Consider the following 14,379-nt stretch of genomic DNA (forward strand, 5'->3'; position numbering starts at 1 on the left):
TCTTGAATTCACTCATCGGCCACCGCCGGCGGGAAGGTCAACGGCTTCCGCGTCGGGTCTGGCTTCGTCGTCACGCTGGAATGCCTGTGGCCAAGGTTGCATGTGCGGATGCGGCGCCGGACGATGACAGGCACGAAGTCGAACCCACGCCACGATTCGTTGCCTGGTCCACCCTGCATTCCCCATTCACGCGCGTGGGTTTCGCCCTCGAAGACGTAGCCGCGCAGCGTTGAATCGCCGCCGCGATGCGGCCGCAGCTGGTACGACTGGGTCACCTTCACCTCACTCTTTGCCTGACGGGCGCTCACGACGCCCTCCGCTTCGGCAGCCGCGGCAGCTCGATGATCGGAGCAGCCCACGCCATGTAAACGGCGTCGCGCTCGTGTTCGGAGGTGCGCTTCGTGAAGTCCGGGAAGACGAGGAGGTTCCGTTTCGCGCGATCGGGCTTCGAGACCTTCGATGCTCCCACTTCCAGCACCCGCCGGCAGCCATATGCGCAGGTCACGAGGATGGCGCCGCGGGCCAGATGGAAGTCCGTCATGACGCGCTCGATTTTCAGCCCAGCCGAGCTGTCGCCATTCTCACGACCGTAGAGGCCGATCGTGCTGGGCTTCTCGATCAGCACGACATCGATCGGGTTGCGCGCGAACAGCGCCTGCAGGTGACTGGCCAGCAGCTGCAGCCGGACGGTGATCGCGTCGTCCGGCGAGGTGGTGATCGAGCCGGACTCGAGGAGCCGGAATTTCCCAGGCGCCTCGCGATCGACGACCGCGGCACCCATGTGGGCGAGACCCGGGTCCACGCCGAGGACGATCACTGCAGCGACTCGGGGAAGAGCAGTGGACTCGCGGCGATGCGCCCCTTCACCGGCATCACCGCGGCGCCGACGGTGATCAGGTCCGCGACATGCTGAGCACCCGTCCCGCCGGTGAGGTTGTATCCCACCGCCTGCCCGAGATCCGCGCGAGAGATCGACTCGGGATAGATCCCGATGAGGTGCTCGGCGATGCGACGGGAGCCAGCTGAGGTCCGGGCGAGAATCCGCTCGTGCAATTCTGTCAGCGTCGTGGGAACGCCGGTCGCGGTCGCGGCAGCTCGCCCCTCGCCCGTCAGGCGGAGCGAGCCCTTCGCCGGCATCTCAGCCAACCCGAAAGCGATCAAGTCGGCGATGTGCTGTGCGCCGGTACCGCCGGTCAGATTGTACCCGGCGACCATGCCGAGTTGATGCCGAGTCGTCTCCGGAATGCCGAGCGCCTCGAGTTCCGCCAGCGCGTTCAGGATCTTCACGGCGCCGGCGGACATCTTCCCGGTCGGAGCGCTGTCGGTGCTCACAGTCGTCACGCGACTTGGCGCGGCCGTGCGGGTCTCAGCTCGTGCGAGGCGCCCGATCTGTGCTTCCATCTGGCGAGCGCGATCGCGGCTATCAGCGATTCCCCGCCCGGGCGCCGGCTTCGCGTCGTTCACTTTTCGCACCTCAGCAAGCAGCCCGGTCACGCCGTCCACCAACCGGTCCCATCGATCCTTCGAACGCTCACTTTCCTCGGAGATGCGCGTGGCGAGTTGCACCAGCTGCGCGACCGCCTCCGGCTTCACAATCGGCTTCTCGACGATCTTCACTTCGACCTTCCCCGGCGCCGCGGCTGCCGGCTGTACGGTTCCGGACTTCTTTGCCTGGCGCTCGAGCTCGGCGATGCGGGCCCGGAGGCGCCTCGGGTCCTGTGCTTCGGCCTCGGCGACCGCGTCCCCGATGATCGCCCGAAGCTTCTCGCGGTCGACCGGCGCTGTCTTGATCTCGCGCGTCACGCCGTCGCCGGTGGGGGTCGCGGTGTTGTCGTACGTGGTGATCATCGGAAAGGCGACGCGCTCGAACTGCCGGGCCTCGCCGGAGCAGATCCAGCCCTCGCCGGTTTTCAGTGAGGCGAGTGAGGACGAGACGTCGGCCAGGATCTCCTTCGTGGTGTTCGCCTTGAGCCACTTCACGACCGGTTCCTGATCCGCCGGCGCGGTGAGCCGGTGCGCGATCAGAGTATCGCAGCTGCCGAGCAGGGCGTTGTGCAGCGCCTGCGTTCGCTGCGTGGCGAGGATCAGCCGGATCCCCTTCGATCGGCCGGCGGTCGCGATCGTCTTCGCCCAGTGGATCGAGAGATTCTCCGACCCGATGCCTGAGCGCTCCTTCGGCGCGAAAAGATGCGCCTCCTCGACGACGAGGTAGACGACGCCACGCATCTTCCGCAGCAAGGCGGGCGCGAATTCGGTGAAGAACCGCGCCTGGCCGCCCGGCTCGAACTCCGCCATATCGATGATCGAGAGTGGCAGCGCGCCGGTGGCCACGATCTCAGCCACCGCTTTCCCCGACGAGCTGTGGAGCGGGACGTGCCCGTGCGGGCCGCCGAGGATCTGGAAAGCGAGCCCCGCGTGCTTACCATCGGCACTCGATGTGAGTCCCCACCAGTCCGATTTCAGCGGGTCGAGGATGCAGACTCGCGCTCCCTCGGCGACGACCTGCTCGATCATCAGCTTGGACGTGATGGTCTTGCCCGCCCCGGTCTTTCCGAGGACGGCCGTGTGCTGCGACAACATCGCCGGCGAGAAGAGATGGCGCGTCACGCCAGCACTCCACCGGAAACAGGCGCGCATGGATACGGACGACCGTCGCGACCGATCAGTTCTAGAGTGATCGTCCGCTCAAGTGTTGCGATGTCCATCCGCATCGCGATGCCGTCGGTCGCGTCGACCTCTGCTACAGGCAATTCAACTTTGCCGCCGAGACGCCGAAGCAGGATGATCAGGAGCTCCCGCTTGAGGAGCTCAATTCTCGCGGCCATTTCCGGGTCGATCGCGAACTCCTTCACGTTCCCACTCGCTCGCCACTGCCATCATCCCAGACGAACTCACCATTGTCACCCACCGGCAGGTGCTTGCCGCATCCGCAGCAGAACGTCGCACCGTAGAATCGAGGATTGCGGGCATACGTCTCGGCGAGCGCCTGACCCATCGTCGTGACGACACCGCACCCAGAGTGAAGCTGCTGTTCGGTCCAGAACCTGCCCATCGCGGGCGACCTTTCCGGCGGGTATGGCTCGAAGCAGGTGTATCCCTCGTCTCCGAAACGCACGCGCTCTTCAGCTGTCAGCGGCCTGGTTGGGTATTTCGGGCGAGCGCCGACATGCTGGTAGCTCCTCCGCACAGGTCGAACGAAGCCTTTCGCGCGTTCCTCCTCGCATAGCACGCGGTAGTCCTTCTGCTGGCCGTCACCGCGGTCTTGTGACGATTCGTCAGTCCACGGCTTCCCGCTTGTGGTGCAGAGTTTCGGAGTGGCCGGATCCGACGACGTGCCGTCATCTCGCAGGGGTTCGTCGCTCATTTGGGACCTCGCCAGGAAGAGACGCCAGAGCATGTAGCACCAGAACGGGAGCCAGCCGATCGAGATCGTGAGGTCGACCCACGTGGACACGCCCTCGTGAGTTTCCCGGTACCAGCGGTAGTGCCAGACCGCGACCGGGCAGTAGATGAGCAGCACGATGAGCCAGATATGCGCGTGCACCTTCGTCCTCCCTGGGTGAAGCTCCCGGCCCGAATCGAACGGGCGACCTGCGCGTTACGAGTGCGCTGCTCTACCGACTGAGCTACAGGAGCGAGCGGTGCACCGCGCCATGATCAAGCCCGGCGCACCGTCCTGCGTCTTCACTTCTCTCCGCTTCGCTACTTCAGCTGACCGTGATCCCGATCGACGCCGAGGTGGACTTCGTCGTCGCCGTGATGGTGGCCGATCCGGTCGCGACCGCCGTGACGACGCCATTGGCATCGACCGTGGCGATCGAGGTGTCGCTCGAGCTCCAGCTGACGACCGACGAGCCATCGCTGGCGCTGCCGGTGAGCTGACTGGTGTCGCCCGCGTTGAGCGTGGTGTTGCCGCCGAGGGTGAGCGTCGGCGCCGGCGGAGCCGCCGGGGTTCCTGCCACGATCGCCGCCGCGAACGGCGCCGCATGGTCCCGCATGATCTGGACTTCGGTTCCCATCAGCTGCTTGAGCGTCGCGAGATCGGTGGCCGCCTGTACGCCGGCGGCGATCCGGTCGGCGAATCCATTGATGAGCGTCGTGCCCGAGTCCTCGAGCCCGACCGTGGCGTTCACTTCGTCGACCAGATCCTGCGGCGTGCTGTCCTGCGCCTGCGTGTCATCCATTGTCGTGCTCCTGCTGGGGTGGTGGTGGGTGCTGCGCGAAACGACGTCAGGTCGACGCCGGTGAAACGGGTGGTGTGGGGGATTCGGCCGCGGTCACGGCGGCCTGCATTCTCAGGCGCGCAGCGCGGAGCTTCGCGACCAGGTCGCGGACCTCCTCATTGTCGTGCGCGGCGTGGAACGAGCAGAGATCGTCAACCCGGCCTTGGCAGGCGGCGACCACCACGAGCGGGTCGGGCGCGGCATGCACGACGAACCGGGCGAGGACCTGTTCCTCGCCCCGGAACCGATCGACGGTCACGTGGTTGCCGAACTGCGGGGCGCCGCCGTTCTCCGCTGACAGTCGGCCGACCTGACCCCATTGCGTGACCCGCCGAGTGCCGCTCCGGACGCGGGTGACAGTCACCGCGAATTCCTCGGTCACGTTGTCCGGCGGGAGATCGTCGTCGCTGCCTGGCAGTGCGGGCATCAAGTCGCCTCTTTCAGATGGGAACGTTCAGGCGCCCGGCCCGGGACGGGTCGGCGCGGCCATGTTCGGGGAGATGTTCGGGGACCGATGGGGCCTGTTACGACTTTTCCGGGATGGGACGTGTCCGGCAAAGGCCCGTCGTAGCTACATTGTGTCCGGCCGAGGACCGGTGGCCACTGACTGTTAATCAGCGGGTCGGGGGTTCGAGTCCCTCCTCGGGAGCTGACTTTCCTGTCCAAATCTGGCGCGGGTGCTCGCTCGCGATCCCCGCTCCGATACTGGGGATGATGCCAATGCCACGGTTGATCCCGCGCCTCGCGCCGTTCCTGGTGATCCTTGCTGCGGCCAGTTGCCGCGCACCATTTCTTCCCGACAACGGCGGGGCGACCCCGCCGCCGCCGCCACCGCCGGGTCCGCTCCTTCCACTTCGCATCGGCTCCTCCGGTCCCGATTTCGCGCGCGCCGTCGCGAACGACGCGGCCGGGAACGCATACGTGGTGAGTTATTTCGCCAACACCGTCGACTTCGATGGTGGCGTCGGTGCCACCGCGAAGGTCGCGCACGGCCCCTATGACATCGCGCTCGCCAAGTACGCGTCCGACGGCACGTTCCAGTGGGTCAACGCTATCGGCGGCTCGGATGTCGACGTTCCCTATGGCGTGAAGGTCGGACCTGACGGAGCGGCCTACGTCGTCGGCTACGTCACGGCCGGCGCCGACTGCAACGGGCATATCGTTCAGAATCACGGTGATCACGATGTGCTGATCATGCGGATCACCGCCGAGGGCGTCTGCGACTGGGCAATCGGCGTCGGCGGTAGCGGCCCCGATGAGGCGCACGATCTGGCGTTCGATTCGAACGGCGACCTGCTTGTCACCGGATTCTTCTCCGACACGGTCGACTTCGATCCGGGTCCGGACGCACATACCCTCGAATCGCGCGGTGGCACCGACATCTTCGTCGCCCGGTACGGCGAGGACGGATCGTTCAAGAGCGTCGCGCAATTCGGCGGTCTTGGCAACGACGTCGGCAACGCGCTGGCAGTCCGTCTCGACGGCGACATCATCTTCGGTGGGTCATTCAACAACGCCGCGGTCTTCGGATCGTCACTGGCTCCGCTGACGCTGATCAGCTCCGGCGGGCTGGACTATTTCGTGGCGCGCCTGTCGACGTCGCTCGACCTCGAGTGGGCGATCCATGGCGGCGGCGGCGGCGACGACATGATCAACCCCGGGTGCATCGTGGCGAGCCCGACCGGCCTGATCTATGTCGCCGGGACGTTCAACGGGGTCGCATCGGTCGGACCAGGGGTCGGCGGTCAGGCACTCACCAGTCACGGTGGCGCCGACATCTTCCTTACCGGATATGACGGTGGCGGAAACTGGATCGGATTTGCGCGGGTGATCGGCGGCACCGGGACCGACGCCGTCGCCGCGCTGGCCCAGGACGCGGTCGGCAATTTCTACCTGAGCGGCTCGTTCCAGGGCTCTGTCGATTTTGATCCGGGATCCGGGACGCACGTCGTCCCGGGACTGGGGACCGGTGGGGCGTCGGACGCGTTCGTCGTGTCGCTCACCCCCGGTGGTGACCTCCGGTGGGTTGACCCGCTGACCTCGGTCATTTCTGGTGAGACCTTCCTGTCGATCGCCAACGGGATCTCGCTGGCGGGCGACGGATCGATCTGGGCGGTCGGCAGGTTCTTCGGGCTGGTCGATTTCGATCCGGGAGCAGGCTCGGTATCGCGCCAGAGCGTCGGCGACGCCGATCAGTTCATCGTCCGGTACGACCAGACGACCGGTTCGATCATCCGCTAGGGCATCGAGGCAACCCGCCGCCATCGCCGGCGCTCGCCGGGAGCGGGGGCGGACTTCCTTCACGGAGGGGGAAGTCGCCGTCCACGACCTCTCCTGCGGCCCCTACCAAAACCCCAGGGACCACGCCATCTTGGTAGGCTGTATTTTCTCGACTCCAAGATCGGACCATGGCCAAGACCAGTTCAATCCAGCGGAATCTCAAGCGGATCAAGCTTGCTACCAAGCACGCCGAGCAGCGGAAGAAGCTCAAGGCGGTCATTCGGAGCACTACGGCATCGGACGTCGAGAAGGACAAGGCGAACCGGAAGCTGCAGTCGCTCCCCCGCAATGCGTCGCCGGTGCGGATTCGCAATCGCTGTCTGCTGACCGGCCGGTCGCGGGCCTACGTCCGCCGCTTCGGCCTGTCGCGGATCGCGTTCCGCGAGATGGCGCTGCAGGGCAACATCCCCGGCGTCCGCAAGGCGTCCTGGTAACCGCGGAGAATCACGACAATGGCCAAGAAGGGACGCGTCCAGGTCAAGCTCCGCAGCAGCGAGAGCGCCTACGTCTACGTCACGACCAAGAATCCCAAGAAGCACCCTGAGCGGATGGAACTCCGGAAGTACGATCCGACGCTCAAGCGCCATACCGGGTTCAAGGAAGAGAAATAGATCTCGAAGAGTTTCGTCGGCGCGGCCATGACCTGATCGACTGGCTCGCCGACTACTACCGCGACATCGAATCACGGCCCGTGGTTCCCGCCACGCGCCCTGGCGAGCTTCGCCGGTCGCTGCCCGGATCGGCACCCGAATCTGGCGAATCGTTCGACGACATTCTCCATGACTTCCGCGAGTTGATCGTTCCCGGGATGACCCACTGGGGTCACCCGGGGTGGTTCGCATACTTCCCATCCAACTCGTCGCCGCCGTCGGTCCTCGCCGAGATCCTGGCATCGGGTCTCGGCGCCCAGTGCATGAGCTGGATCACCTCGCCGGCAGCAACTGAACTCGAGCAGACGGTGATGAGCTGGTACCGCCAGCTCCTCCAGCTCCCCGACACATTCACCGGCGTCATCCAGGATACCGCGTCCTCGTCGACATTCGTCGCATTCCTGACCGCGCGCGACCGCGCCGGAGTCGATCCGTCGAGAGTGGTGGCATACTGGTCGACGGAAGCGCATTCATCGGTGGCGAAGGCGGCGCGGCTGTCGGGGATCCCGGCCGACCGCCACCGCGTCATTTCGGTCGACGCCACCTGTGCGATGCGTCCCGACGCACTCGAGGCCGCGATGGGCGCGGATGCCGCGGCCGGGTTGGTCCCGTCGATCGTCGTCGCGACCCTCGGCACGACGTCGTCGACCGCGTGTGATCCGCTGCGGGCGATCGGCGAGGTCGCATCCGCCCACCGGGCGTGGTATCACATCGACGCTGCGTTCGGCGGCTCGGCGGCGATCGTACCGGAATTCCGGCATCTCCTCGACGGCGTCGAATTCGCGGATTCCATGGTGACCAATCCGCACAAATGGCTGCTCACCAACGTGCACTGCAGCGGGTACTTCGTGCGCGATACCGCTGCGCTCATCAGGACCTTCTCGACGACGCCGGAGTACCTGCGTACCCGTCACGACGCCGACAGCGACACCGTGAACTATCGCGACTGGGGGATCCCCCTTGGCCGGCGATTCAACGCGTTGAAACTCTGGTTCGTTCTGCGGAGCTACGGCGCCGAGGCGCTGCGCGCGATGGTACGGCAGCACATCGATTGGGGACGGCAATTCGCCGCGTGGGTCGACGACGCACCAGATTTCGAACGGCTGGCTCCGGCCCCGCTCGCGCTGGTCTGCTTCCGGCATGTGCCACCGACGATGGCGGGAGATGAGCCGGCGCTCGCGGCGCACAACGCGGCCTTGCTCGGCCGGGTGAATGCGACGGGGCGAGTGCATCTCACCCACACCACCCTCGGTGGCCGATATGCGATCCGGATGGCGATTGGTGGATTTCGCTCCGAACAGCGCCACGTCGAAGAGGCGTGGCGATTGCTGCGCGCAGAGGCCCGCTAGCCGCCGACCGTAGCGGCCGGCTCGGCCTGGAGCGCCTCCGCGAGATAGCGCCCGGTCCACGATTCCGGCTGCTGGGCCACTTCTTCCGGCCGGCCCATCGCAACGATGCGCCCTCCCTCGGGTCCGGCGTCGGGGCCCAGATCGATCACCCAGTCCGCCCGCTTGATCACATCGGTGTGATGCTCGATGACGACGACGGTATGGCCGGCGTCGACCAGCTTGTCGAGCACGCTGATCAGCACACGCACGTCGTCGATGTGGAGGCCGGTCGTCGGCTCGTCGAGGAGATAGAGCTTGCGTCCGGCGCGCTTCGACGCGGCGAGGAGTTCGCGGGCGATCTTGAGCCGCTGCGCTTCGCCACCCGACAACGTCGTCGCCGGCTGGCCCAGGCGCAGGTATCCAAGCCCCACCTGCTGCAGCTGCCACAGTGCGGTGCCGAGCCTTGCCTGATGGCGAAAGCGCCGAATCGCTTCGTCGACGCTCCACTGCAGCACGTCGTGAATCGAGAACCCCTGCACCCGGACGTCGAGCACGTCGCGCTTGAATCGGGTCCCTCCGCAGACTTCGCATGGCACGAAGACGTCGGCGAGAAAGACCATTTCGATCTTCACCTGGCCGGCGCCTTCGCAGGCGTCGCATCGACCGCCGGCCACATTGAACGAGAAGGTTGTCGGGGTGTACTTCCGCTGGCGGGCCAGCGGCTGTGACGCGAAGAGTTCGCGGATCTCGTCGTAGGCGCGAATGTAGGTGACCGGATTGGAGCGCGGCGTCCGGCCGATCGGCGTCTGGTCCACCAGCACGACGCTGTTGAGGAACTGCCATCCGTCGATCGAGTCGACGTCGCCGACCGTTTCGCCGAGATGGGTCTTGGCGGAATGCTCGCCCTCGAGGTGCCGCTGCAGCTGGCGGTAGATGATGTCGTACACGAGGGTGCTCTTGCCGGAGCCGGAGACTCCCGTGATCGCCGTGAGCGTACCGAGCGGGATGTTCACGTCGACGCCGTCGAGGTTGTGCAGGCGCGCGCCGCGCACGGCGAGCGCAGGCCCGCTCACGTCGCGGCGCACCGATGGCACGCCGATTCGCTTGGCGCCGGTCAGATACTCTGCCGTCAGCGTCTGGTGCGCGCCGGCTATTTCGCCGGCATACACCAGGCGTCCGCCGTGCTCCCCCGCACCTGGACCGAGCTCGATCATCCAGTCGGCACCGCGAATCGCACTCAGGTCGTGTTCGACGACGACCAGCGTGTTGCCGAGGTCGCGCAGGCGGCGAAGCAGTGCGAGGAGCCGATCGGTGTCGCGCGGGTGGAGTCCGATCGACGGCTCATCGAGGACGTAGATGGCGTCGACGAGGCGCGCACCGAGTGCGTTGCCGAGGGCGATGCGCTGGGCCTCGCCACCGGAGAGCGTGCGGGTCTGCCGGTCGAGCGTGAGATAGCCGAGTCCGACGTCACGGAGGTATTGCACGCGAGCATCGGTGTCCTCGAGAATCAGGTCCGCGATCTGCCGGGCGCCGCCGGAGAGGTCGAGTGCCGCGAGCCATCGATGCAGCTGATCGATCGTCAGCGCCGCCACCTGGGCAATGCTCACGCCGGCGATGTGCACCGCGAGCGATTCGGGCTTGAGCCGGGTGCCGTGACAGCTGGAGCATTCGTGGGCCATCTGGTACTGCCGCAGAAAGACCCGGATGTACTGCTTGTAGCGCTTCGCCTCGAGTGCGCGAAGAAACGGGAAAATCCCGACGAACTTCCCGACGGTCCCGTGCAGCAATGTCTCTCGGGCGGCGCCGGGGAGTTCGCGCCACGGCGTATCCATCGACACGCCGAGCGACCGCGCGGCCGTCGCCAGAAGCCGCCGCCGCCCGTCGTAGCGCGGCTTGGTCCACGGATCGAGCGCACCTTCGCGGAGCGTTCGCTCCGGGTCGGGGACGATCAGTGTGAGATCGTACTCGAGCGTCGCGCCGAAGCCGTTACAGGTGGGGCAGGCGCCGCGCGGGTTGTTGAAGGAGAAGAGGGTCGGCGTGATGCGCGGTGCCGGCGTATCGCAGACACTGCACGCCGGAGACTCGGTGAAGCGCAGTCGCTCTGCTTCGCCAAGCGCGAGGGCGATCCCCTCGCCTTCGTCGAACGCGGTGCTGATCGACTGGCTGAGCCGTCCCTGCTGGTCCGCGGTTGTCGCGAGGCGATCGACCACCACCACGACTTCGCCTGCGGTCGAAAAATCGACCGACGCGGGAAGTTCGTCGAGATGATATGGTGCCCCGTCAACGAGCAGGCGGACGAAGCCGAGTGCGCGGAGATTCTCGACCGTTCCCGCGTGGGTGACGCGTGCGGTCGCGGGGAGGGGAAAGGCGATCTGGACGCGGCCCGGATTGGCGGCGACGACCGCGTCGGTGGCGGATTGGGGCGTGTCGCGGCGCACCGGACCGCCGCAGCGGATGCACGACGCGATCCCGATGCGAGCCCAGAGGAGACGAAGGTGGTCGTAGACCTCGGTCGCGGTGCCGACGGTGGATCGCGACGACATCGACGGCGCCTGCTGCTCGATCGCCACGGCCGGCGCGATCCCGTCAATGCGGTCGACCAGCGGCTTCGGCATCCGCTCGAGGAATTGCTTGGCGTAGGTCGACAGCGACTCGATATAGCGACGCTGTCCCTCGGCATACAGCGTATCGAACGCGAGCGAGCTCTTGCCGCTTCCCGACGGACCGGTGACGACCGTGACGCTGCGGCGCGGGATTTCGACGGTGATGCCGTGCAGATTGTGCTGGCGGGCATTGATGACGCGGATGACCGTTTTCACCGCTGAAACGTAAACGGCCGCGTGGTCCGCGCCGCGTTTCACCTTTTCTCTTCCCGCATTTGACGGTACGTTTGGCGCAGATGCCCGGTATGCTCACGCCCGCGCGCCTTCGGCAAGGTTTCGCGCTCTTCGTCCTGATCTCGATTCTCGCGTACGGTGGCGTCCTCCTCTATGGCCACAATACGCACGAATTCGTGGCTTCGCTCGCGCAACTGCACTGGCGTTGGGTGCTTGCGGGAGTCGGGCTTGCTTCGCTGGACTGGTTCGGCGGCGGATTGCGGCTCTGGGTCCTGGCGCGCGAAGTCCATCCCAACCCGCCGCTGCGCGGAATGGTGATCGCCGGCGGAATGGGCGCATGGGGATCGTACGTGACGCCGGGCCAGGCGGGTGCGTCGCCGATCATGATCTATGCGATGAAGCGCTGCGGGATCCCGGTTCCCAAGGCGATGACGACGACCCTGATGTCATTCATTGCGACCGTCGCCTTCTTCGCGATCGCCGGGCGCCTGGCGCTCTGGCTCGGAGCCGGCGAATCGCTGTCGAAGTACGGCGACCTTCTCGGCCTCAATCTCCTCGACCTGTTCAAGTGGAGCAATCTCGCCTTCGCCGTGCTCGGCGTGCTGCTCCTGCTGGTGATGCTCGTGCCGAAGGTGATCTCGGCCGGAGTCCATCGCGCGGCGACGGCGCTCGGCCAGCGGAGCCGCCGGGTTGCGACCCGGCTCGACAAGCTGCGAGCCGGCATCGACCAGGCGCACGAGAGCATGCAGCGATTCAATTCTCCGCGGGGGTGGCTGTCGCTTTTCTGGGCGACGATTCTTTCGGGGCCAAGTCACGCCAACAAGCTCCTCGCCGGCTACGTGGCGTGCCGCGCCATCGGCATTCACGTCCAATTCTTCGACCTGCTGCTGCTGCAGACGTTCATCACGTCGGCGCTCTACTTCGCCCCGACGCCTGGGGGATCGGGGTTCGCCGAGTTGCTCTCGCTCGCGGTGATGGCGCCGTACCTTCCACGTGAGCAGATGCCGGGATACACGCTGGTCTGGCGCTGCATCCTCACCTGGTTCACGATCGCCGCCGGCTTCTTCGTCTTCTCGACGTGGGTCCGCCGCGGTCTCAAGGAGATCGAGGTCACTACGCCGTGAGCATTGCGGCGGATGACGTTCTCGAAGGTCCCGATCCGGAGATGGGGCGACGGCTGGTCCGGTACGTCCGTCCATATCTCGCAGCAATCAGCGTCGCCGTGGCGCTCCTCCTGGTCGACGCCGCACTGGCGCTGGTCGGTCCGTTCCTGACCCAGCGCGCACTCGACGTCGCCATACCGGCGCGCGACGGCGCGCTGCTCCTCACCCTCGGCACCGTCTACAGCGCGGCGCTCTTTGTGTCGTTTGCCGGGGAGTACGCCCAGACGATCCTGACCACGTGGGTCGGCCAGCGGGTGATGTCCGACCTGCGGCGCCAGCTCTTCGCGCAACTGCAGCGGCTGAGCATTCCATATTTTGACCGGCAGCCGATCGGCAGATTGGTGACGCGGATGACGTCGGATGTCGAGACGCTGAACGAACTCTTCTCCTCCGGGGTCGTGACGGTGGTGGGCGACGTCGCGACGCTCGTGGCGATCAGCGCGATGATGCTCGTCGTGAACTGGCGCCTGGCGCTGGTCGCATTCGCAGTCCTTCCGTTCATGCTTGGGGTCGTCGCCTTCTTCCGGCGATCGATGCGGCAGGCGTTTCGCGATATCCGCGCCGCAGTGGCCCGGCTGAACGCGTATCTGCAGGAGCAGCTGTCCGGCGTCCGGGTGGTGCAACTGTTCAATCGTCGCGAGGCGAGCGCACGGGTGCACGGCGCAGTGAATCGCGACTATCTCGCCGCGAATCTCCGGTCGATCACGCTCTACGCACTGTTCTTTCCGGTGGTCGAATTCCTCACGGCGGCCTCGATTGCGCTGCTCCTCTGGTACGCCGGCTTTCGCGGGGCCGGTCTCGGACTGACCGTCGGCGTCCTCGCGGCGTTCATCCAGCTGGTCCGGCGATTCTTTCAGCCGCTGCAGGATCTCTCGGAAAAGTTCAATCTGCTGCAGAGCGCGATGGCGAGCGGCGAGCGGATCTTCCGGTTGCTCGACATGCCGGTGGAGATTCCCGAGCCCGCCGATCCCGTGCCTTTGGCGATGCCGGTGCGCGGCGAACTCGTCTTCGATGACGTCTGGTTTCGGTACCACGCCGACGCTCCATGGGCGCTCAAGGGAGTTTCGTTTCGCGTGCCGGCGGGGGCCACCGCGGCGCTGGTGGGGCACACTGGGGCTGGGAAGAGCACCGTCCTCTCGCTCCTCCTCCGGTTCTACGCCCCGACCCGCGGTACGATCACCCTCGACGGAGTCGACCTGGCCACGGTGCCGACCGCGATGTTGCGCCGGGTTGTGGGGTTCGTACCGCAGGACCTCTTCCTCTTCCGGGACTCGCTGGCCCGGAATCTTCGCCTCGACCGCGAGGTGAGCGACGACGAACTCCGCGAGGCGTTGGTTGCCGTTGGTGGCCGGGGTGTGGTCGAACGCCTGTCGGGTGGGCTCGACCACGTGGTGGCCGAACGAGGGAGGTCGCTGTCGGTCGGGGAGCGACAGCTGATGTCGTTTGCCCGGGCTCTGGTGGGCAATCCAGCAGTCCTCCTGCTGGACGAGGCGACCAGTGCGGTCGATCCCGAAACCGAGGCGCGGATCCAGGCGGCCCTGGTCCGGATGCGGACCGGACGCACCTCCGTCGTGGTGGCGCACCGCCTCGGCACGGTCGCGGAGGCCGATCCGATCCTGGTCTTCCACCATGGAGAACTCCGGGAAGTCGGCTCCCACCGGACCCTGATGGCGCGGCGGGGTCTTTATCACCGGCTGGTTCTCCTGCAGCAGGGAGCCATGCTTCCGCCGGCTGCGTCCGCATGATTCTTGCCCCTCCCCACAATCGACGGATAGGTTTCCCGACCTTCGATGGCACTGACCACCCGCGGGGAGATCACACTGGACGGAATGAGCGTGTCCGACCGACGAACGGATAGCACCCTGGCTGAGGGCGACTCGCCGTTGGCGACCCTCCGG

General features: G+C 66.4%; 14 protein-coding genes and 2 tRNA genes. 7 read left to right on the plus strand and 9 right to left on the minus strand.

What is annotated here, in order from left to right; all coding sequences use genetic code 11:
* Positions 1 to 8: 8 nt before the first annotated feature.
* The 8 genes from VGM20_04420 to VGM20_04455 all read right to left on the minus strand — a co-directional run bounded on the left by VGM20_04420 (position 9) and on the right by VGM20_04455 (position 4,650).
* A complete protein-coding gene (locus VGM20_04420; protein ID HEY4100106.1) occupies positions 9 to 308 on the minus strand; it encodes a hypothetical protein in 300 nt (99 codons plus the stop codon).
* Positions 305 to 817 carry a crossover junction endodeoxyribonuclease RuvC gene (locus tag VGM20_04425; GenBank protein ID HEY4100107.1) on the minus strand — a complete coding sequence of 171 codons (513 nt, stop codon included), beginning with the start codon at positions 815 to 817 and terminating at the stop codon, positions 305 to 307. Before VGM20_04425 ends, VGM20_04420 begins: the two co-directional genes overlap by 4 nt.
* On the minus strand, positions 814 to 2,607 hold the full coding sequence (locus VGM20_04430) for a DUF87 domain-containing protein (protein ID HEY4100108.1): 1,794 nt from the start codon (positions 2,605 to 2,607) through the stop codon (positions 814 to 816). The genes VGM20_04425 and VGM20_04430 overlap by 4 nt, the downstream gene beginning before the upstream one ends.
* Complete coding sequence (locus VGM20_04435; protein HEY4100109.1) at positions 2,604 to 2,852, minus strand: hypothetical protein; 249 nt, start codon at positions 2,850 to 2,852, stop codon at positions 2,604 to 2,606. The genes VGM20_04430 and VGM20_04435 overlap by 4 nt, the downstream gene beginning before the upstream one ends.
* The gene (locus VGM20_04440) at positions 2,849 to 3,544 is read right to left on the minus strand and encodes a hypothetical protein (GenBank protein HEY4100110.1); all 696 of its coding nucleotides are present in this window, start codon (positions 3,542 to 3,544) and stop codon (positions 2,849 to 2,851) included. Before VGM20_04440 ends, VGM20_04435 begins: the two co-directional genes overlap by 4 nt.
* Positions 3,545 to 3,563: 19 nt before the next feature.
* Positions 3,564 to 3,636 (minus strand) — tRNA-Thr (locus VGM20_04445).
* Between the two features lie 71 nt (positions 3,637 to 3,707).
* The gene (locus tag VGM20_04450) at positions 3,708 to 4,184 is read right to left on the minus strand and encodes an Ig-like domain-containing protein (protein ID HEY4100111.1); all 477 of its coding nucleotides are present in this window, start codon (positions 4,182 to 4,184) and stop codon (positions 3,708 to 3,710) included.
* A gap of 46 nt (positions 4,185 to 4,230) precedes the next feature.
* Positions 4,231 to 4,650, minus strand: a complete 420-nt coding sequence (locus tag VGM20_04455; protein HEY4100112.1) for a hypothetical protein — start codon at positions 4,648 to 4,650, stop codon at positions 4,231 to 4,233.
* Positions 4,651 to 4,808: 158 nt separating this feature from the next.
* Here VGM20_04455 and VGM20_04460 point away from each other — a divergent pair.
* The 5 genes from VGM20_04460 (at position 4,809) to VGM20_04480 (ending at position 8,502) form a co-directional block, all read left to right on the plus strand.
* Positions 4,809 to 4,871: transfer RNA gene (locus VGM20_04460), tRNA-Asn, on the plus strand.
* Between the two features lie 72 nt (positions 4,872 to 4,943).
* Positions 4,944 to 6,464, plus strand: a complete 1,521-nt coding sequence (locus tag VGM20_04465; protein ID HEY4100113.1) for a hypothetical protein — start codon at positions 4,944 to 4,946, stop codon at positions 6,462 to 6,464.
* A gap of 167 nt (positions 6,465 to 6,631) precedes the next feature.
* Complete coding sequence (gene rpsN / locus VGM20_04470; protein ID HEY4100114.1) at positions 6,632 to 6,937, plus strand: 30S ribosomal protein S14; 306 nt, start codon at positions 6,632 to 6,634, stop codon at positions 6,935 to 6,937.
* Between the two features lie 18 nt (positions 6,938 to 6,955).
* Positions 6,956 to 7,114 (plus strand): 50S ribosomal protein L33, encoded by a 159-nt coding sequence (gene rpmG, locus VGM20_04475; protein ID HEY4100115.1) that lies wholly within the window; start codon positions 6,956 to 6,958, stop codon positions 7,112 to 7,114.
* A gap of 80 nt (positions 7,115 to 7,194) precedes the next feature.
* Positions 7,195 to 8,502: a pyridoxal-dependent decarboxylase gene (locus VGM20_04480; protein HEY4100116.1), complete on the plus strand. Its 1,308-nt coding sequence runs from the start codon at positions 7,195 to 7,197 to the stop codon at positions 8,500 to 8,502.
* Here the strand turns inward: VGM20_04480 and uvrA are convergent.
* A complete protein-coding gene (gene uvrA, locus VGM20_04485; protein ID HEY4100117.1) occupies positions 8,499 to 11,300 on the minus strand; it encodes an excinuclease ABC subunit UvrA in 2,802 nt (933 codons plus the stop codon). The genes VGM20_04480 and uvrA overlap by 4 nt on opposite strands.
* 80 nt (positions 11,301 to 11,380) lie before the next feature.
* Between uvrA and VGM20_04490 the strand changes: the two genes are divergently transcribed.
* Entirely contained in the window at positions 11,381 to 12,442 is a 1,062-nt protein-coding gene (locus VGM20_04490) for a lysylphosphatidylglycerol synthase transmembrane domain-containing protein (protein HEY4100118.1), read from the plus strand.
* Positions 12,439 to 14,226 (plus strand): ABC transporter ATP-binding protein, encoded by a 1,788-nt coding sequence (locus tag VGM20_04495; protein ID HEY4100119.1) that lies wholly within the window; start codon positions 12,439 to 12,441, stop codon positions 14,224 to 14,226. The genes VGM20_04490 and VGM20_04495 overlap by 4 nt, the downstream gene beginning before the upstream one ends.
* Positions 14,227 to 14,379: the final 153 nt, after the last annotated feature.

The organism is Gemmatimonadales bacterium (assembly GCA_036500345.1).
Lineage (GTDB): Bacteria > Gemmatimonadota > Gemmatimonadetes > Gemmatimonadales > GWC2-71-9 > Palsa-1233.